At 51.3% G+C, this 19245-nt stretch carries 15 protein-coding genes; 10 read left to right on the top strand and 5 right to left on the bottom strand.

What is annotated here, in order from left to right:
• Nucleotides 1-97: 97 nt before the first annotated feature.
• From ACFQI7_RS30370 to ACFQI7_RS30355, 4 genes are all read right to left on the bottom strand, one after another.
• The gene (locus ACFQI7_RS30370) at nucleotides 98-1393 is read right to left on the bottom strand and encodes an ABC transporter substrate-binding protein (protein ID WP_218098981.1); all 1296 of its coding nucleotides are present in this window, start codon (nucleotides 1391-1393) and stop codon (nucleotides 98-100) included.
• Nucleotides 1394-1417: 24 nt separating this feature from the next.
• Nucleotides 1418-3208: a hypothetical protein gene (locus ACFQI7_RS30365; protein ID WP_218098980.1), complete on the bottom strand. Its 1791-nt coding sequence runs from the start codon at nucleotides 3206-3208 to the stop codon at nucleotides 1418-1420.
• Nucleotides 3209-3627: 419 nt separating this feature from the next.
• Nucleotides 3628-4578, bottom strand: coding sequence for an AraC family transcriptional regulator (locus ACFQI7_RS30360; protein WP_218098979.1), 951 nt, complete (start codon nucleotides 4576-4578; stop codon nucleotides 3628-3630).
• A gap of 188 nt (nucleotides 4579-4766) precedes the next feature.
• Nucleotides 4767-6044: an ABC transporter substrate-binding protein gene (locus ACFQI7_RS30355; protein ID WP_218098977.1), complete on the bottom strand. Its 1278-nt coding sequence runs from the start codon at nucleotides 6042-6044 to the stop codon at nucleotides 4767-4769.
• A 180-nt stretch (nucleotides 6045-6224) separates the two neighbouring features.
• Here ACFQI7_RS30355 and ACFQI7_RS30350 point away from each other — a divergent pair, with 180 nt between their 5' ends.
• From ACFQI7_RS30350 to ACFQI7_RS30310, 9 genes are all read left to right on the top strand, one after another.
• Nucleotides 6225-7151 (top strand): helix-turn-helix domain-containing protein, encoded by a 927-nt coding sequence (locus ACFQI7_RS30350; protein ID WP_218098976.1) that lies wholly within the window; start codon nucleotides 6225-6227, stop codon nucleotides 7149-7151.
• 132 nt (nucleotides 7152-7283) lie between these two features.
• Nucleotides 7284-8090, top strand: a complete 807-nt coding sequence (locus ACFQI7_RS30345; RefSeq protein WP_218098975.1) for a LysM peptidoglycan-binding domain-containing protein — start codon at nucleotides 7284-7286, stop codon at nucleotides 8088-8090.
• A 110-nt stretch (nucleotides 8091-8200) separates the two neighbouring features.
• Nucleotides 8201-10579 carry a sensor histidine kinase gene (locus tag ACFQI7_RS30340; RefSeq protein ID WP_230414922.1) on the top strand — a complete coding sequence of 793 codons (2379 nt, stop codon included), beginning with the start codon at nucleotides 8201-8203 and terminating at the stop codon, nucleotides 10577-10579.
• Nucleotides 10580-10595: 16 nt separating this feature from the next.
• Nucleotides 10596-11243 (top strand): response regulator transcription factor, encoded by a 648-nt coding sequence (locus ACFQI7_RS30335; protein WP_218098973.1) that lies wholly within the window; start codon nucleotides 10596-10598, stop codon nucleotides 11241-11243.
• Between the two features lie 281 nt (nucleotides 11244-11524).
• Complete coding sequence (locus ACFQI7_RS30330) at nucleotides 11525-12217, top strand: ABC transporter ATP-binding protein (RefSeq protein ID WP_218098972.1); 693 nt, start codon at nucleotides 11525-11527, stop codon at nucleotides 12215-12217.
• Nucleotides 12214-14700 (top strand): FtsX-like permease family protein, encoded by a 2487-nt coding sequence (locus tag ACFQI7_RS30325; protein ID WP_218098971.1) that lies wholly within the window; start codon nucleotides 12214-12216, stop codon nucleotides 14698-14700. The genes ACFQI7_RS30330 and ACFQI7_RS30325 overlap by 4 nt, the downstream gene beginning before the upstream one ends.
• A complete protein-coding gene (locus tag ACFQI7_RS30320) occupies nucleotides 14693-15505 on the top strand; it encodes a hypothetical protein (protein ID WP_218098969.1) in 813 nt (270 codons plus the stop codon). The genes ACFQI7_RS30325 and ACFQI7_RS30320 overlap by 8 nt, the downstream gene beginning before the upstream one ends.
• Before the next feature lie 435 nt (nucleotides 15506-15940).
• Nucleotides 15941-16663 (top strand): DsbA family oxidoreductase, encoded by a 723-nt coding sequence (locus ACFQI7_RS30315; RefSeq protein ID WP_218098968.1) that lies wholly within the window; start codon nucleotides 15941-15943, stop codon nucleotides 16661-16663.
• 21 nt (nucleotides 16664-16684) lie between these two features.
• Nucleotides 16685-17125 carry a glutathione peroxidase gene (locus ACFQI7_RS30310; protein WP_218099038.1) on the top strand — a complete coding sequence of 147 codons (441 nt, stop codon included), beginning with the start codon at nucleotides 16685-16687 and terminating at the stop codon, nucleotides 17123-17125.
• Between the two features lie 144 nt (nucleotides 17126-17269).
• Here the strand turns inward: ACFQI7_RS30310 and ACFQI7_RS30305 are convergent, their stop codons facing one another.
• Nucleotides 17270-18436, bottom strand: a complete 1167-nt coding sequence (locus ACFQI7_RS30305) for an iron-containing alcohol dehydrogenase (protein WP_218098966.1) — start codon at nucleotides 18434-18436, stop codon at nucleotides 17270-17272.
• Between the two features lie 294 nt (nucleotides 18437-18730).
• Here ACFQI7_RS30305 and ACFQI7_RS30300 point away from each other — a divergent pair, with 294 nt between their 5' ends.
• Nucleotides 18731-19204 carry a low molecular weight protein-tyrosine-phosphatase gene (locus tag ACFQI7_RS30300; RefSeq protein WP_218098965.1) on the top strand — a complete coding sequence of 158 codons (474 nt, stop codon included), beginning with the start codon at nucleotides 18731-18733 and terminating at the stop codon, nucleotides 19202-19204.
• The last annotated feature ends 41 nt before the right edge of the window (nucleotides 19205-19245 follow it).

Raw genomic sequence — 19245 nt, 5'->3', positions numbered from 1 at the left:
GAACAACCGAGATAACGGAGAAGGGCGATGTATTGACTTCAATTGGAGCAGGCGCTGCGGCAGCCTGCTCCTAATCGTTTGATGTAACAAAGCAGATTCAATTCTTTTTCTCTGAAGCAATGTACGCCTCCGCTTCTTCCTGAGCCTCCCGCAAGGCGGTGTTCACATCTTTTTTTCCTTCGGCGAAGTCGCGATATTTCAGCTCCAGAATGTTGCGGGTCTTGGTGGTGAAGCGTGTCTGAATCACGTAGGGTGCGGCCTTCGTTTTCAAAATGGCCTCGATATGTTTGTTTTTCAGCAGGGGGTGCTCCATCCCGAAGCTTTTTTGAATGGTTTGATCTTTGAGAACACTCAGCATATTACCCGATTTGCTGAGCGTCATCTGTACCTCGTCCGAAAGTGCGAGTTGGATCACCTGCATCGCAGCATCGGGCTGCTTGCTGTTCGAGCCGAGCTGCAGCACGAAGGTTTGGAGCATGCCCGACGTGTGAGGCCTTTCCTGGAAGAACGGATATTCCGCCAAATCCCAATCAAAATCAAGATTCACCAGACTGTTCAGCACCTCGGGAGCCGCAAGCATCGCTACATTCTTGTCTTTCATAAAGCGGTTCACCGTACCGGAGTGATTCGTGATCTTGAATTCGTTTCCCGGGATATCGTTAATGGTCTTGAGCAGCTGGAACACTTTCTTCCAGCCGTCATTGTTGAGCGACGCTTTCATCGTTACCGGGTCCACGTACGGCAAGGACAAGGAGTTGGATACCTTCTCCACCCCTTCAGGATCAAGGCCCTTATATTGAATCCCGTCTACATTGCGCGTTAATTTTCTTCCGAGCGCAACCGCATCATCCCAGGTCATGCCGTCCGGAGGATAGGCGACGCCAAACTTATCGAATATGTTTTTGTTATAAAATAGAGCGTAAAAATTGTACCCGAACGGTAAAGCGTACAAACCTCCCGGAGAAATCGTTCCGGACTGCAGCTTCACTCCCTCCAGGTTAGCCGTATCGATGCGGTTCAGATCGATGTTGTGCTTCTTGATAACAGGCGTCATATCGGCGAGCAATTTATGATCGGCGAACTGATCCAGGAGACTGCCCCATCCCGTAATAATATCCAGCTCTAAGCCATTCACGGCAATTTGCTCCGGCGGAACCTTCGCCCGTTCGATTTTCTCCAGGGTGATGTGGGGGTATTTCTTTTTGACCGGCTCGACGAATAAGCGCTGATACATCTCTTCATTGAGCGCTCCGTAGTTATACAGCTTAAGCGTAACCGGCTTGCTGTCGACAACCTCCTTTTCCGCCTGCGTATTGCTCACATTCCCAGTCTGTCCGCTGCAGCCGCTCACGATTAAAAGCATCGTCAATAGGGTCGGTACCGTTTTTCTCATGGACATCCCTCCTGTAATGAGTGGTTACATCACTTCCATTTCCTTCAGCAGCCGCTGCATCAGCGATTTCCATCGTTCCGATGCGGACAAATCAAAAAGCTGATCGCCCTGCTGTCTCATCGCGAATACCGACGATATCCACGTGTTCGTCCACCCCGTTTCGGCACACCATGCGGCCCAGCCTGCATCCGCGGAACTCCCCCAATATTCCCACCGGTTGTAATCGAAGCTTCGCATCCAGGCCCCATTCAAGTAAGGATGTTTGGAAGAGTTCACTTGAATCCGGCACAAAAAATCCGCCATTCGATTCTCGGCTTCCAATAATCTCGCATCTCCTGTCGCCGCCGCCGCTTCGTGCAATCCGAGAAAAGCAAAATTGGTCGTGTACAAAAGATCGCAGACCGGATCTCCGTTTGCCTGCAGCAGGGAAGCCTCGCGCGTGCCATAAGCTTCGTTCGATTGCGGCGGGGGATAGCTTCCGTTCTCGAGCGGGCCGATCCTTTCCGCAATGGCCCCGCAGGGCTGCATCTGCTTCAGCAGTTCCGAGCACATGGAGTCCAGCCAGCTTCTGTGCTCAGGGGTATCCTCAATCCTCAACAGAAAAGCTAGAGGAAGAATCATTCTCGCGATTTCCTGGGTCAGTCCGTTCGTCCACCTCCACCCGTGCGGATAAGCCTCCATCGTCATTCGAATCGCCTTCTTCGTAGGAGTAAGAAAGCCATCGAAACCGGTTAATGCATAGGCCCACAGATTGCATGCCCATAAGTAGGCTTGATAATGCGGAGCGATTCGGACAAATGGCGTATCCCGATAATATTGCCAGCCGCGCCCGTTGGAAAATGAGTCGGGGTATCCGAGCCAATTCGGACGAAAACCTTCAGGGCTCGATGTGCGCAAATTGGCCAGCAAACACCGAAGCACTTTCTCATCCCATTTGTCATTTCCAAGCAGCCGGCCGGCGGCCATACTGGAAAGAACGACCCGGGCGTTATCGTCACCATAAAAAATCGGGCCGCGCTGATACCAATTCACCAGACCGTAAGCCGGACTTGCGCTATCGTTTTGCACAAAATCGGGCGAGGACCAGACAAAGTCAAGAATATCGGATGCGGTTCGCCGGCTTGCCGGGTTTTGGCAAAGTACCCATTCGTAAGCAAATACCATCGCGGTTTCACTGATACAATCGGCGCGGGCTGTCGTTAGGGGCAATTGTTTGCCGTTATGATCGATCTTCGATTCATACCCTTCGATGACACCCTTCTTGCCTCCCCAGGCTGTGAATAGCGTATAGTCCCGAAACCATTGGACGGAACGCCGGAATGCTTCCGCTTCCGCATCGGAATCCAGTTTATCGTACTGTCCGGACCGGATCCTGACATCCGATTCCCATCGTAATGACTCTGATTCGCAGTCCGGATCCAGCCAGCGTATCAATCGATTCCAAATCGCGCTCCAAGCTTCCGTCGGACCATAGCGTCCCGTGATGAAATGACTTAGCTTACTGGTAGCAACAAGAACATGGTATGGCTGAAGCTCGAGCAAAATAGGACTTGCTGCTTCGGGCAGACCATATACGGCTTTGTCATAGCCGGCCACGCGCGCAACGACAAGATGGGCCTGTTGATGTGCACGTTCCACAGGAAGAAACCAGCATCCGTGAAGAGCGAGAATACGATCCTTTTCCAACTCCGGCGCAAAAAAGTCTGAAGAGGCGACGACCCGCTCCCATTCCGTAGGCTTTGGATCGCCGAACGTCAAGTCCGGAACGGCGGAAGGAAATTCTACGTATAGACGGAGGTTCTTCTGCTGCGCCATTGTTAGATGCTCGCGATGTAAGGTAACGCCCGGTTGCGGATACCGGTCATTCAGCAGCAGCACGCCCGAACCAGGCGGGGATTCCCTTAGCGCTTCCAGCGGGTCTTCATAACGCGGATAATGAACGTTCTGCTTCGTGAGCGCTTGGAATAAATCATTTTGCTCCGAGCATGAAAATATAAGTTTGCCGACCTTAATTTGTAAAACCTCCTTGGCAGCGAGTCTCCTGCTTTTTTCGCTTTTTTTAATAAAAGTATAGGAAAGGACGGTTTCTATGTATTTACCCGATTCCGCCGTAAAATTGTGCAGATGCGGTTAAGCATACAAAAGGACGTGTCGATCGACGGTCGATAGGTCTGCATAAGGAGAAACTCCGGCGATAACATAAGATCAATGCGTAGTAGAAGTTGAGGGTCACATCACTTGGTTCGTTGACTTTCGTTTATCTCAATCGTGCCCGGCACCTTGCATTCACGGATATACTGCGAGGGGGAGAGCCCGAACGCTTTTTTAAAAGCGCGGCTGAACGTATGAATGGAGTCGTATTGCATGATGGCGGCGATCTCCGTAATGCTGTAGTGTCCTTCAGCCAGCAGTTCGATCGCTTTCTGCCATTTTCTTTTCGCGTAGTAGCTGCGAAGGCTGTCGCCTGTTTCCTTTGTAAACAGGTGGGACAAATGCGAGAGACTGTAGCCGAACGCATCGGATATCTCTTTCAAATCTTTGATGCGCATAAGCCGGTCGTCAATATAATGGATGGCGGAATAAACGACTCTTTTTGCCGCATTATCCAAGCCTTCCCCCGGGTAGTTGTCCTCCCAGTCGGAAAAAAAATTGCGGTACGTCAGCACCAAAATTTGTTCGACATAAGCTTCGATCATCGTTTGCGAGAAATGGCTTGTGCCGCTTAGCTCTTTGAGAACGCCTATGAACGGAGTCCGGATGTCAAGCCGGTCCCTGCAGACGGGTCTTTGCGTAGTGTCCATCATTTCGCGAAGGTGCAGAAAAGGATTGTCTTGGGGGGGCGTTGCATTGAAATGGAAACCGAAGTAAAAATAGCGAAACGGGTCGGCGGGGTCGGCACCGCCTTTATGCAGCTCTCCGGGCCTGCATATATAGATGTCGCCCGGCTGAAGATCGAATCGGCAGCCGTTGGTGGCGAACCAGCCTCGCCCCGAGACGACGTAAGATATTTCGTAGCACACCTGCTCATGTTCGGATAGGGCAAATCGCGCATCGCAGCTTAAATCGCCAAGCTGATACAAGGAAACCGACCGGAAGGGCAGAAGCTCCGGCGAGTGCAGACAGTCGAATTGAAACCGCCGGGTACCGGGTATACTTGTGATCTTCGTCACGCTGTTTGCCGACATATGCGATGGCTCCTCTCCACTGGAAAAAGGAATGATATAGTGATGATACCATATGCATCCGAAAATGGGCCGAATGCACTTGACCGAAAATAAACGAAAAATACAAGGAAAGACCGCTCGGATACATATTCCGGGCGGTCTTTCGAACACGATGCGACTTGCATGGCGGTAAAGTCCAAGCGGCGTTATTATTTCTTCGCTGCACTTTCAATCGATTGCTTGATCTCTTCCTCCGCTTCTCTTAAAGCCGAGTTAACATCCTTCTTGTCGGTCACCACTTCTATGAATTTATTGTTCAGGATCGCATAAGACTGGTTGTAATAGATGGAATAGGCGGGCGCGGGCGCAGGCTTGCTTTTGAAGATGCTCTGGATTCGTTTCCCCTGCAGCTGGGGGATATCCGCTCCGAACATCAGGTTGTATTTCGGGTCTTTCAGGACGGATAGCTGACCGACCTTCCTTACAAGCGCCGATTGCACCTCGTCGGAGAAAAATACCTCATACACCCGCATAATATCTTCTTGATTTTTGCTGTTTTTATTGGGAATGATGACTCCCGTGTTATAAAAACCGTAGAGGTTCGGCTTGTCTTTGTAGCTCGGATATTGGACGATGTCCCAGTTCAGTCCTTCCGCGGTTTTAAGCAGCTGGAACACGCCGATATTGGCTTCCATCGCGAGCGTTTTTTCTTTCATGAAATGGCTGTCGGGGTTTTTGTTGTATTGATTTCCGGGAACGGAGTAAATTTGCTTGCCGAGCTCGAATACCCGCTTGTAGGCATCATTGTTGACACCCGCTGCATTCGTTTTGGCGTCGACGACATTCAACGATAAGGGGAACATCAGACGGATCAGCGATTGCGGTGCAAAACCGCTGTACTGCACGCCTGCGTCCACTCGCGTCAATTTGCGCGACAATTCGATCACATCTTCCCATGTCATACCATCGGTCGGATACGGGACGCCGAATTTGTCGAATATATCTTTGTTGTAGTATAGCGCGTACAAATCGTTCGTGTACGGCATCGCATACAGCTCGCCTTTATCCGATACAACCTTGACGGCATTGAGAGCCCCTTGATCGAATTTGGACAGGTCGAAGCCCATTTTCTTTGCCAGCGGAGTAAGATCGCCGTAGATTCCCAAGTCCTTGTAAAAAGGCATCCTACCGTTCCAGGTGGCGAAAAAATCGAACTGTTCTCCGGAAGCCACAATTTGCGGAAGATCCACCTTGCTTGTAACCTTTTCCATGGTAATATGCGGATATTTTTTCTTCACAGGCTCCGCGATCAATGTAGCAAAATCCTGATCGGTAAAATACTGTCCTTGCTGGTAAAGCTTCAGCGTGACGGGCTCTAAAGGTTTAGGGATGGCCTCGGTAGTAGCTCCGCGATCTGCGGTTTTCGTTTCGCCGCAGCCTGATAGAGCAGCCGCCAGCAGAAGCGCAGGGAACCAGATTTTTTTCATTGCTGTCACCTTTCCTGTTCCGTATATACTTTGATTAACCATGATTTGAATAATATGGTACGATAGTTACCGGAAATAGGTAATCCGGAATTTTGCTTGATTTTTACGCAATTTTGCTAATGTGAATGGTTTGAACCGCTGGCCGCCAACACCAAATTTTCCGCAATCGGAGGGGTAACGATGGAAGCGCTTCAGGAAGAGCATATTGTATACGAGAAGCCTTTGTTTCCGCTTAGAATATTTATCAATCAAAGGCCGGACCAATATAAGAATCCTTGGCATTTTCACCATCAGGCCGAGCTACTGTACATCCTGTCAGGACAGATGGATATGTATGTGGAGCAGAGCATGTTTGCGCTCGGGCCGGGTGACGTGGTTCTGGTAGGATCCATGCAGCCTCATCGTTTCATTTCTCACGGTGTCCGGTATTATGTGCTGCAGTTCGACTGCCATCCTTTCTTCGACCCGTCCGTGCAATCCTATCTTTTCTGGTTTACCGGGCCCCAAGTTTTTTTAAGCCGGCTAAATTACATATTCGCGGAAAACAGGGAAGCGAAGGAGATCGTCAAGGAATCCATTGAAAAAATGTACAAAGAGCACAAGGAGAAAGCTTCCGGCTTCGAGCTGGTGATCAGTATGCTGATTCGGAACATTTTGGTGACGCTGCTCCGAAGCGATACGAAACAGGTGTTGTTGACCCGTTTTCATACGGATCTCATCCGGCTGAAGCCTGCGCTGGATTACGTGGACAGCCATCTTACCGGCAAGGTCGATTTGAAAGAGGCGAGCCGGCTTGCCAAGATCAGCTACTATCACTTCGCGCGTTATTTCAAAAAGGTGATGGGCATGTCCTTCATAGACTACGTCAACTATAATAAAATCAAGCTGGCTGAACGAATATTGCTGACTGAGGATGTAAGCGTCGAACGGATAGGGGAGATTGTCGGAATTGCTCATATGGGGCATTTTTATAAAACGTTCCGCAAATACAATCAATGCTCCCCGAAAGAATACCGAGATCGCCATGCCGAACCGGAAACGGCATCCCTTGCTGAAAAAAACGGCAGGAAGCGATACGACGATTCCTGTGAGAGTTCCATCGTGTAATAAGTCTGGAGATGGGGGGCCTTACATGTTGGTGACTTTACTATCAGTGCTGCCAGAGTTCAGATAATCATGTTGGCGGGCGAATACGGCATATGATGGGTATAAACCTACTTGAAGAGGAGTTGCGTTTCCATGCCGATTTCACCAGGCACCCACTTGCTGTATACGGTTCGTCCAGGTGACACCCTGTATACGATTGCCGAACAATTGGGCACCAACGTACCATCGCTGGTGCAGATCAATGCATTGTATCCACCTGTCACGGATCCCAACCGCATCTTTCCCGGCCAAGCACTGCTGGCGAGATTGCCAGGTATGGCGGAGCAAAGCTCTGTTTTATATCAGGTTCAGCCGGGAGATACGCTGTATCGGATCGCCGAACGCTTCTCCGTAGGCGTCGACATGTTGGCCGGACTCAACCGGATGCAACCGTCGGACATTCTCCCAGTCGCCCAACCGTTGTACGTTGCCGCCTTCGTGTACGAAGTAGAGCAGGGAGACTCACTGTACCGGATCTCCCGCCGTTTTGGAGTGCCGATGAGCGAATTGATTCGTGCCAATCGAAGCCGCCCGGGTTTATCGCCCGATGTCATTTATCCCGGTTTCCGTTTGATCGTGCCGCTTCCGTCCTCTACGAATATCGTCGTGTTCCAACCGTTGCCCGGAACGAGGATTGTCCCCGAACAGCATTTGACGGGCAGCGCCCGCGCGTTCGAAGCGACGATAAATTACCAAATTCGTGACGCGAACGGACATGTCGTTACGCAAGAACGGGCCGCAACGGCTGCACAAGGCGCTCCAGCATTCGGAATTTTCGATGTACAGCTCCAATTCGATCAAACTCCCGTTACACAAACCGGCATATTGATGGTGTACACGCGCAGTGCCCGCGACGGCAGCATTCAAGATTTGGTGGAGGTTGCCGTGGCATTTTCGTAATGTGGGATGCCTGCACTTTTTGCGGGCATTCCCTATTTTTTTGCGCGGTAGGATAGGGGGGGATCCGCTATAATAAGGGTATTCCAATTTATTACTAGAAGGAGAGCATCATGGGAGTATGTAAGGATGTGATCAAGGGGGCTCAGCAATGGCTGTTGAACTTGCCGGATCCCATGTATATTGCCGATCGGGACGAGCGATTCCTATGGGGCAACAAAGCCTTCGAGCTCAAGTACGGGCAAGGAGACGTCCCTCCTGCGGCGGCTATCCAGAGGATACCGGTTGTCGATGAAAACGGCGAGGCTATTGCCTATACTGCGGTAGTTAAGGAAGATGCCGAGGACGCTGAGCGAGAGGAACGGTATCGCATTATCGCCGAGAACACTTCGGATACGATCGTGCTGGTGGATCATCAAGCCGTTGTTCAATACGTGTCTCCCTCTATTTTTTCGCTAACCGGATTTCATGTGCACGAGTATGAGGGGCTGGATGCATTCGATATCATCCACCCGGAGGAAAGAGAGCGTGTGAGGCTTGTTTATAAGCAAGTCATTGAATCCAAGCAATCGACACAACTGGAATATCGGCTGATCCGCAAAGACGGCCATTTGATTCATATCGAGGCTCGGGTTAGGACGGTGTTGGACGATAACGGAGAGGTAAAATACGTGGTTGCTGTAGCAAGAGACGTATCCGAGCGCAAAGAGGCGGAGCAGCTCTTGGAGAACATTTTGAATAATGTCAACGCAGCCGTGTGGTCGACGGATAAAGATTTTAACCGATATTCGTTTTGCTCCGATAGTATCGAGACCATTTCCGGCATCCCCCGGAAAGAAATCATGAACAACCCGATCCGGCTACACGACCATATTCATCCCGATGATAATGCTATTCTCATGGGAGAGGTTAAAAGAAAGCTGGACGAAGGCATTTCCATCCGTCAGCCGATCCGATACATCCATGTGGAGGGGGAAACCAGGTGGGGAGAGCTCATCGTCCATCCATGGAAAAATCATCTAGGCGTTGTCGAACGCCTGGACGGGATCATGCTGGATATTACGGAGAAGAAGCGTTCGGAGCTCGCCCTGGAGGAGAGCGAACAGCGCTATAAGTCTTTGTTCGAGAATAATTTGGATGGCGTTTTCTCCATTGAACTGAACGGCTTTTATTTTGTTAATGCGAACCGGGCGTTTGAAAATATGACAGGTGTCGAGCTGTCCCAGCTGACTGGGCGCTGCTTTTTGGGAACGATCTACGATGAGGATCATCCGCAAGTATACGAAATTCTCCTCGAGGTGCTTCAACAAGGCAAGCCGCGGGATATTGAATGCCGTCTCATAAGCCGTTATAGGGAGCGGATCGCCAGTATAACGTTTGTGCCGATTTTCCTATCCAGCCGTTTGAACGGGATTCATGGGATCGTCAAGGATATAACCCAGCGAAAGCTCGACGAACGGGAGCTGATCCAGAGTGAGGAAAGATATAAATTTTTGCAGCAAAGCTTGAATGGACTATCGAATGATCTGGCGAATGTCATGAAAGTATCCGATCTCGAACATCGCCTACTGGAGGAGATCAGAGCGGTTTTGCACGTAAGCGACGTTTCGATTGAGGAAGTGCCCCGGGGCCAGGAGGCAGCAGCGATGAGCACGCAGGATACCTGGATTCCGATAGGTGAGAAGAAACACCCCGTCTACTTGCGTCTCGTTGCGAAGCATGCGTTCCTTCCGATTGAGGAGCAGTGGCTTGAGACCGCCGTTCATTATGTGACGATGCTTTACGATAATCTTCGCCTCATTGAAGACCTCATGAAGCGGCTGGAGGATCTGGTCACGACGAGCCAGACCCCGAAGTGGATGCTGCGGCTCTTGTTCAAGCTGTCGGAGAAGGAGCGGTTCGCCTTGTCGAGCGATTTGCACGATTCCGTACTGCAGGACCTGATCATCTGGTACCGCAGGCTGGAGTCGCTGCGATCGGACGGTGGGTTTGAAACGGAGGTGCAGAGGGAGCTGAGGCAAATCGAGGAGGGGCTACTCGATGCGATCCATCAAATCCGCATTACGTGCAACGAGCTGCGCCCTCCTTTTCTTCTTAAGATGGGGCTCGTCGAATCGCTCAAAAGCCTTTTCGAATATACAAGAATGTTTGCGAATTACGAGATTGAATTCCATGCCGGGCAGCAGCTGGACGCCCTGAGCGAAGAACAAATACTGGGCATGTACCGTATTGTTCAAGAACTGCTGAACAATGCGTCCAAACACTCGAAGGCGGAGAAGGTTACGATGTCGCTGACGGAGCGCGCGGATCTTATGCATTTTACTTATTCCGACGATGGCGTGGGTATGGACTTATCTGCATTTGATGGTTCCTTCCAGCACATGGGGCTCGCGGGAATGGAGAAGCGGGTTCTTAGTCTGGAAGGGACGATAGAGTTTCGGTCAGCTCCGCGGCAGGGTGTGCAGGTAACGGTTTCTTTTCCAAAAAATTAGCTTATAGGTGAGGGATATGGAAATATTACTGGTTGATGATCATCGTTCGGTAGTGGAAGGGACGAAGATGCTGATCGAATCCGAGCCGGGCATGAAGGTAACGATCGAAACGGATGTGTATTGCGTCCCCGATCTTGTGCGCCTTAAGAAGTTCGATGTCATGCTCTTCGACCTCTATATGCCGAATATCAATGGCGCCGATCTTACGAGAAAAATCCTTGATTACGTTCCCGATGCGGTGATCCTTATTTATTCCGGGTTCGAAATCGCACCGCATTTTAACTTGCTGATGGAATCGGGCGTGTCCGGGTTCATTGCCAAAACCTCCACTCGCGAGCAGCTCATCCAAGCGATCCGCTGCGCCGCCAGGAAGGAAGCCATCGTTCCGATGTTTCTGCTGAAGCAGCTCAGGCGGCAGGAGATTGTCGTCCAAGGGGAGAAGGGACGGGAGGAAACGACCATTACACAGGAGGAAGATAAGCTGCTGCGGGAGCTCGCGAAGGGGAAGAGCAACAAAGAGATCTCCCAAGCGCTGATGATCAGCCAGCGTTCTCTCGAATACAACCTGACGGAGCTTTTCCAGAAGCTGCAGGCCAGCTCGCGTGTTGAGGTGATTAAAAAAGCCAAAAGTCTGGGGATTTTACCGACGGAGGATTTATATTAAATGGTGGGATAGAAATGGCGTCGCTTGCGGCGTCATTTTTTTTTTGCTTTGAGCAGCGTGTGGACCTTGTCTCCTTTGGCTCAGGAATGACGATGCTGTGCGATCGGGATAAAGACCGAGCGCACGGACTGCGGGCATATGGAATGTTTTTGCGTGAAGAACGCAAATATTTGCGCTGGGAAGGTACATCGTTTGCGCGTTCGGAGGTTCGGATCGGGTATATGATGGTCTCATACCAAACAACAGGCAGCGGAAACTGCCTTACAGGAGGAAATCAATCGATGATCAAGCTCAAGAACGTGTCCAAAGTGTTCACTTTGGAAGCAGGCGGCTTCACTGCCTTGAAGCCCAGCAACATTGACATCAAGAAGGGAGAGTTTATCGCCATCATGGGCCCCAGCGGCTCGGGCAAGAGTACGCTGCTGCAGCTCCTCGGAGGGCTCGATCTTCCGACAGCGGGTACGATTGCCGTGGATGGAGTGCAGCTTGACCGGCTGAACGAGAAGGAGCGGACGCTGTTCCGTCGGGAGAAAGTCGGTTTTGTGTTCCAGAACTATCAGCTGCTTCCTATGATGACGGTGGCGGAAAATATCGCACTCTCCCTCGCAGCGAATAAAACGCCGAAGGCCGAGACGGATGCGATCGTGGCAAGACTGCTGCGCGAGGTGAATCTGGAGGGAAAAGCAACGAATTTTCCCGCACAGCTCAGTGGCGGCCAGCAGCAGCGCGTAGCGATCGCCAGAGCGCTCGCTATGAAGCCGCTGCTAATCCTGGCGGACGAACCGACGGGCAATCTGGATCGTAAGAATGGCGAGGATGTGCTGCAACTGCTATCTCGGCTGAATCGAGAGGAGCACATCACCATCGTTATGGTGACTCATGACCGGCATGCGGCGGAAGCGGCGGATCGCGTCATCACGCTTCGAGACGGCGAGGTCGTCCAAACGGTGTTGGAAGGAGCTGGGCTTAAGTGAACCTCTGGCAAATCGCATGGCGCAACCTCATGCGCCGAAAGCTTCGAACGCTGCTGACGCTGCTGTCCATCATCATCGGCGTCGCTTCTACGTTCGGGGTCATCGCCTCCGTGGATACCGCCAAGACAGCGTTCCCGCTTTATTTGAAGGCGGCCTTCGGCAAGGCGGATTATTCGATCAACGGAACGGACAGTTACTTCTCGGAGACCGTGTTCCATGAAGCGCAGAAATTGAACCGTGCATCCGCGATTGCGACTTTAGCGCAAAGCGCGAAACTCCACATAGAGAAAGAAGGCATTACGGCGATTCAAAAACGAGTCGATTTGAAGGGCTACAGCCGATTTGACACGCCGCTTACGAATTTTGCCGTCGTACAGGGAAATCTGGAGGGGAGCGGAGCGGTCATTACGGATCGGACGGCGAAAGTATGGAAAGCGGGTGTAGGTGACAAGATTTCCGTTGAAACGGATACAGGCGTCAGGGAAATCCCCATTACCGCGGTCATCAAGTATACCGTAGAATTAATGGGCCCCTCCAGTTGGTCGATGGCCAAATATCATCCGTGGACCGTAGCCGTACCGCTCCCGGTCTTGCAGGACTGGTTTGATTTAACGGGAAAAATCGAGACGGTACAGTTGAAAGCACTCCCTGGAACGGATGCTGCCGCAGTCAAGCAGCAGATCGATGTATTGGCGAAACGCTATGACAATATTTATATGCAGCCGGTCATCATGGACTTTGATTCACAGTTCAAGGATGCGGACACGTTTTTTCTTGCATTGTATATCGCCGGCTTTCTGGGTATCGCCCTGAGCGCTTTTGTCATCTTTAATTCGCTATACGTAAGCATCAATGAGCGTAAAAAAGAATTCGCTGCGATGAAGACGATCGGGTATACGCCGGAGCAGGTACGTGCCTTCGTTTTGATGGAGGTGCTTTTGCTAGCTTTGGTTGGCACGGCCGTAGGCTTGCTCATCGGATACGGGCTTGCGAATTTGCTGAAAATGGCTATTTTCATGCTGTTCAGTGTTCATGAGAAAGGAAGCATGGTGCTCTGGAAGGGGATTGGAGTGTCAGCACTGACAGGCATCCTGGTGCCACTTCTGGCTTCCCTTTACCCGGTTCGTCAGGCAGGTCGGGTTAGCGTGATCGCCGTTCTGAAGGAGATGCGGGCGGAGAAAGCTTCTCTTTCGCCGTGGCGGGGGATCATGGGAGTCGTTCTCATCCTTTCCGGATTCTTCATCAAGCATCTGTTGTTGATTGTTCCGCTGCTGATCGGTGTTGCGCTCCTTTTTCCATATTTGCTTCGACTGTTTATTAAGATCCTGCAGCCGGGATACCGTCTATTATTCGGATTCATCGGCGAGGTAGCGGGACGCAACCTTACAAGGAACCTCAGCCGTACGTCTATGACCTCCGTTATCCTTTGTATGGGTATCGCCATGATTCTCCTGATGAGCTCTTTAAACTCCGCGTTGATACAATCTTATGAAAAAGCCATCTTTGCCACTTACGGAGGACAACTGGACGTGACGTTCCACCATGCAGAGAAGGAGGATCTGGAGGAACTGAGGAAGCTGGCAGGTGTAGCCGACGCCCAGACGTATGCGCTGCAAGCGGCAATCTGGAATTTGGGCGGGGAGAAGCGCAAGCTCCCGGTATATGGCGTCGGTGCGGAGTGGATCAATCGTTTCCCGCTGTTTACCGCCTCGGGAGCTTCGCAGAGCGAGCTGGTGAAGAAGCTGGCTTCCGACGAATTCATCATGGATAAGATTTCTTATGAAATATGGGGCGGAACCATCGGAGAGCGTCTCTCGCTTGAGACGGTGCAGGGGATGAAATCCTTCAAGGTCGTCGCCGTTGTCGAGACGATGAAAAACAGCGGGTATGGAGCCTTCATGAAGATGGACGATTTCCGTCAGCATTTTGGGTTCAAGTATGAAAGAAACGCGCTAGTACGAAAGGATGCCGATACCTCGCCGCTGCAATTGCGAGAAACGATATTTAATCAATTCGGAGTACGGATCGAGAAAATGTTCGGACCGGAGGACTTTGCATCGGTGGTTGGCGCCACGCTCACCGGTTCCTTCAGCGTCATCAATTTCCTGGTAGTCCTAGCCATCCTGATCTCGGGAATAGGCATTACGAATACACTGATGATGAATATCATGGAGCGGATTCGGGAGCTCGCCATGATGCGTGCGGTAGGCGTGACACGGGGGCAATTGATCGGCATGATCTTGCTTGAAGGCTTCGGCATGGGGCTGGCGGCAACGGCCATCGGCTGCGGGCTCGGCATTCTGCTGATCTATCTGACATCGACGTTTTTGGAGGTGGGCTCCTTAACCTACCAATTCGGAGTTTCGGGGCTTATTCTTTCCCTCGTCGTTTTGTTCGGACTTCTCATAAGCCTGATTTCCAGTTTCACACCTGCTTCCAGAGCCGCCAAAATCCATTTAAGCGAGGCATTGCGATATGAATAAACGGATCTTTTGTATAGCGTTGTTTACCTTGGTGTTGTCCGCCTGCGGTTCCAAACCGGCATGGGATAAAGAACAAGTACCTGCAGCGAGCCAGAATCAGCGGCTCATGGCAGACCACGTGAAGGCAGCGTGGAGCCTATCGGACACAGCAGACTCGGATGCAGGTATCGGTAAGCGGATTAGGCTCGAGGTGAAGAAAACGGACGGCACCCCCGTCGATCGCTTCCAGATCAATCATGAAAAGCTGCTGCATCTGATCGTGATCGGCAAGGACTTGTCCTACTTCAACCACATCCACCCGGAGCATAAGGGGGGCGGCGTATTCGAGATCGATAACGCGTTTCCTGCGGGCGGAGAGTACCGGGTTATAGCCGACTTCAAGCCCGAAAACGGCGACTCCATGACCAAGATGGAGTGGGTTCAAGTGGAAGGGAAGAAGATGGAGGCTGCCCCGGTCGTACCGGATGAGAAGCTAGTGAAGGTCGTGGATGGGAAACGGGTAGCCCTCACTACGGAGGGGCTTGAGGCCAAGAAACCGATAAAGCTGACCTTTACTGTAACGGATGAACACACAAATAAGCCATTGACGGACCTGCAGCCGTATTTGGGAGCGATCGGACATGTGGTGATCTTATCGGAGGACGGGGAGCGTTACGTGCATGTTCATGCGGAGGAAGGGCAAAGCACGGGGCCGGATGCGGTCTTCGAGGCGACCTTCCCGCGCAGCGGGGTATATAAGATCTGGGGGCAATTCCAGAGAAATGAACGGGTATTTACCGCAGCGTATGTTGTGAAGGTACCGTAACTGTTATGGAAACCGAAATGCTGCAAGAGAGCATTTCGGTTTTTTATAACATTAGCGATTCCGTGGACAGGATTCTCAATAAATCGGGAGACACATATGTCAGGCGACAAGAACTCACTCTCCGTAACTTTCGTACACAATAGTGCTTATCCGGTCCTCGCTCAATAATACATCTCATTTAGGTCCGGGATTCTTATTCCATCAATAAATTTTTGATATATTTCTTTGTTTCGACGTTCCAATACTTCTCGAGTTCCCGTCTTTTTTCCCAAGTCGATTGATGAATTTGATCAATAAACGCTATAGGCGTACAATGGCAAAAGAGCGTCATCGACTCACGGAGACGTATCTGGAGCAAATCTACATGGAATGGAATGGAAGACGGTGAAAACCGATTCATGAGAATTCCCGATTTAATAAAAGGAGGCTATCATTGTGAAAGTGGAAATATGGTCGGATTTCGCCTGTCCGTTCTGTTATATTGGCAAACGACGCTTTGAGGCTGCACTTGAGCAGTTTCCTCAGCGCGCGGAGGTGGAGGTTGTTTATCGGAGCTTTGAGCTGGATCCGAACGCGCCGGTTAGCGTTGATTTTGACGTCCATCAGATGCTGGCTGACAAATACGGCATGCCTCGTGAACGGGCCGTCGAGATGAACCGCAATATGACGGAACAAGCCGCTGCGCTCGGACTAACGTACAATATGGATACACTCGTGGTGACGAATACGTTCGACGCTCATCGTCTGGCGCAATATGCCGCCGCGCAAGGCATGCTCATCCCAATGACGGAACGGCTGCTGAAAGCTTATTTTACCGACTCGCTTAATCTTGGCGATCGCGAAACGCTCGCCGGACTCGCAGCGGAGGTCGGCCTCGATCGGGGCGATGTTCTTCGGATGCTGGCGGGCGACGAGTTTGTGAATGACGTTCGCGCCGATGAGCAGGAGGCGGCAGAGCTCGGCATTCGCGGCGTTCCTTTCTTTGTGATTGATCGAAAATTCGGCGTCTCGGGTGCTCAGCCGAATGAAGTGTTTCTTCAAGGGCTGCACAAAGCTTGGGAGGCATCGCGTCCCCTCACCTTGCTGAATGAACAAACTGGGGAGTCGGCGAATGCATGTGAGGATGGGGTATGCAACCCGCCTACACACAAGCAATAACCAGATGGAAGACCCGCTTGGCTGCTCCCGCAGTTTGACGATTTGCAGAAGCTATATGAGCAATATCGGTCGCAGGGAGTGGAGATTCTCGGTTTTCCATGCAATCAATTCGGCGAACAAGAGCCCGGGAGCCATCAAGAAGCGGCCGAATTTTGTCAAATCAACTATGGCGTGAAATTTCCTATGTTCGCCAAGATCGAAGTTAACGGCGACCATGCGCATCCCTTATTCGATTATTTGAAGAAAGCAGCTCCGTTCCAAGGATTCGAGGAGAACAATATGAGTGCTACTTTGCTCAAATTGATGGTAACCGAAAAAGCGCCGGAATGGCTGTGCGGCGATGCGGTCAAATGGAATTTCACGAAGTTTCTTATTGACCAGCAGGGCAGAGTGATTCGTCGCTTCGAGCCTACCGATGCTTTGGAAAACATCCGATCCAGCATCGATTCATTAATTCAATAGCCCGGCGAAGCAATATCGTTACGCTGTCGCAGATTTGTGAACATGCGGCAAGGAGTGCGGAGCGGGGGAACGGAAAAAGGAGAAGACCTGCATAATGGGCAGATTTTCTCCTTTTTGGCACATCAAGAGGCGGTAACGTTTTCCTCAAAACTCATCATTATAAGCTTGTTCAATAATCCGCAAGTATTCGTCGCGACCGATTGGCCGTACATTGCTGGGAGTGGAGTTGTTGAGAAAAGCCATCTCGGCGATTCGCGAAAAATCCTCGCGGCGGATGCCGGGCAATTCCCTCAGTTTAGGAATTTCCAGCTGCTGCGTAAATTCGCGCACACCCGCAATTAACTTCTGAACGGCCCGGTCGTCCGAATCCGCATCTTGGGCAAAGTTCATATGCCGGGCCAATTGCGCATGGATCGACCTCTCCGCCTTTGCATTAAATTGCAGCACATAGGGGAGAAATACCGAGTTCGCTACCCCATGAGGAGTATCGTACAATCCCCCAAGCGCCTCGGCCAAGCAGTGGACGGCGGCAACATCGCTGGAGCCGAAGCAAAGGCCGGCCAGCATGCTGCCTTCCAGCATGGCGTACCGCGCCTTCTCATGATTTCCATCGCGGAAAGCCGCAGGCAGAGCGGTTACGATCGTCCTCATTGCCCTTGCTCCTAGCGCCTGTGAGATAGGATTGGTCACCTTGCAAGAATATCCTTCTATGGCGTGAACCAAAGCGTCCACACCCGTTGCGGCCGTAACCGCTTTTGGCAAGGTAAACGTCAGCTGGGGGTCGAGCACGGCAAGGAGGGGACGCAAAGCCGCATGCTTAAGCGTAAGCTTACGGTGCGTAGCGGACTCCGTGATGACCGAAGAACGGGTAACCTCGGAGCCCGTTCCGGCTGTGGTCGGTACGCAAACGATAGAAGCCATGTTGGCGTAGGTCCTTGTCCCCTCGATGTAATCCATCGGAGTTCCGCCGTTTGGGCCGAGCAGGGCGATCGCCTTGCCTGTATCCATGGCGCTCCCGCCTCCGATCGCAACGACCGCATCCAGGCGCTGCTCCTCAAAGAGCTTCGCTCCAGCAAGGCATTCGGTGTCCCGCGGATTTTGAGAGAGGGCATCGAATAACACCACGCGATACCCTGCCGCCATGAGCCGCTCCTGGATCGGTTGGACGATGCCGGCCTTGACCACACCAGGATCGCTTACCAGAAGAATCGACCGACCGATTTGCAGCGATTTCAACAACTCGGGCAGCTGCTCGGATTTGCCCATTCCCATTTCAATACGGGTATTGCAATAGTAACTGTAGTTTTCCAATGTTCTCGTTGCCCCTCTTTTTTAAAAGTCCGGTGAAAAGATGAAGCCGCAGCGTTTGCTGAGCCTATTTTACGGTAAAACAGAACGATTGACAATGAACGAGCACGCGGGGTATCGCTTCAGCGATCTTAAGTCTCTTGTATACCCGAGGGCGGGTCCAAAATGCGAATTGAGTTTAGGCATCGTGGAAGTTCGGCTGCGAATGAGATATGATGAAGGCGAACATATCGATACATAACAAGTCCCGTACAAATTCGCCGAGAACTTGAGGGATTATACGGATGGGGGATTTTCTTGATTAAGGTACTCTTCGTCTGCTTGGGCAACATATGCAGATCTCCTATGGCGGAAGCTATTTTACGTCACAAAATTAATGAAGCGGGACTTGCAGATAACATCCAAGTAGACTCCGCTGGAACCGGGGACTGGCATGTCGGCCAACCTCCTCATAAAGGAACGCGTCAAATCTTGAAGCAATACCGTATTGATGATTCGGGAATTCGGGCACGGCAAATTCGTAAGGAAGATTTTAACGAGTTTCAATACATCATCGCGATGGATTCCAGCAACATGAAAAACGTATCTAAGTTCTTTACGAATGATACTCATTGCGAAATAAAGATGTTGTTGGATTTCGTTCCGAAGCATAAGGGAAGCGATGTTCCCGATCCGTATTATACGGGCAACTTTGCCGAGGTGTACGAATTGGTGAACGAAGGTTGTGAACGATTGCTTGCCTATATTGGCGAAAAAGAAAACTTAATTTGAGGGTCCAGGGCTGCATGATCGCGTCTCGAGCCGCCCCCAAA

The organism is Paenibacillus allorhizosphaerae, assembly GCF_042659105.1.
GTDB classification, from domain to species: Bacteria; Bacillota; Bacilli; order Paenibacillales; family NBRC-103111; genus Paenibacillus_G; species Paenibacillus_G allorhizosphaerae.
This window is presented reverse-complemented; position numbering and strand designations above follow the sequence as displayed.

Excerpts from the sequence above, each read along its gene's own strand:
- ACFQI7_RS30370 (WP_218098981.1), bottom strand. The coding sequence starts at position 1,393 with ATGAGAAAAACGGTACCGACCCTATTGACGATGCTTTTAATCGTGAGC.
- ACFQI7_RS30365 (WP_218098980.1), bottom strand. The coding sequence starts at position 3,208 with ATGGCGCAGCAGAAGAACCTCCGTCTATACGTAGAATTTCCTTCCGCC.
- ACFQI7_RS30360 (WP_218098979.1), bottom strand. The coding sequence starts at position 4,578 with ATGTCGGCAAACAGCGTGACGAAGATCACAAGTATACCCGGTACCCGG.
- ACFQI7_RS30355 (WP_218098977.1), bottom strand. The coding sequence starts at position 6,044 with ATGAAAAAAATCTGGTTCCCTGCGCTTCTGCTGGCGGCTGCTCTATCA.
- ACFQI7_RS30350 (WP_218098976.1), top strand. The coding sequence starts at position 6,225 with ATGGAAGCGCTTCAGGAAGAGCATATTGTATACGAGAAGCCTTTGTTT.
- ACFQI7_RS30345 (WP_218098975.1), top strand. The coding sequence starts at position 7,284 with ATGCCGATTTCACCAGGCACCCACTTGCTGTATACGGTTCGTCCAGGT.
- ACFQI7_RS30340 (WP_230414922.1), top strand. The coding sequence starts at position 8,201 with ATGGGAGTATGTAAGGATGTGATCAAGGGGGCTCAGCAATGGCTGTTG.
- ACFQI7_RS30335 (WP_218098973.1), top strand. The coding sequence starts at position 10,596 with ATGGAAATATTACTGGTTGATGATCATCGTTCGGTAGTGGAAGGGACG.
- ACFQI7_RS30330 (WP_218098972.1), top strand. The coding sequence starts at position 11,525 with ATGATCAAGCTCAAGAACGTGTCCAAAGTGTTCACTTTGGAAGCAGGC.
- ACFQI7_RS30320 (WP_218098969.1), top strand. The coding sequence starts at position 14,693 with ATGAATAAACGGATCTTTTGTATAGCGTTGTTTACCTTGGTGTTGTCC.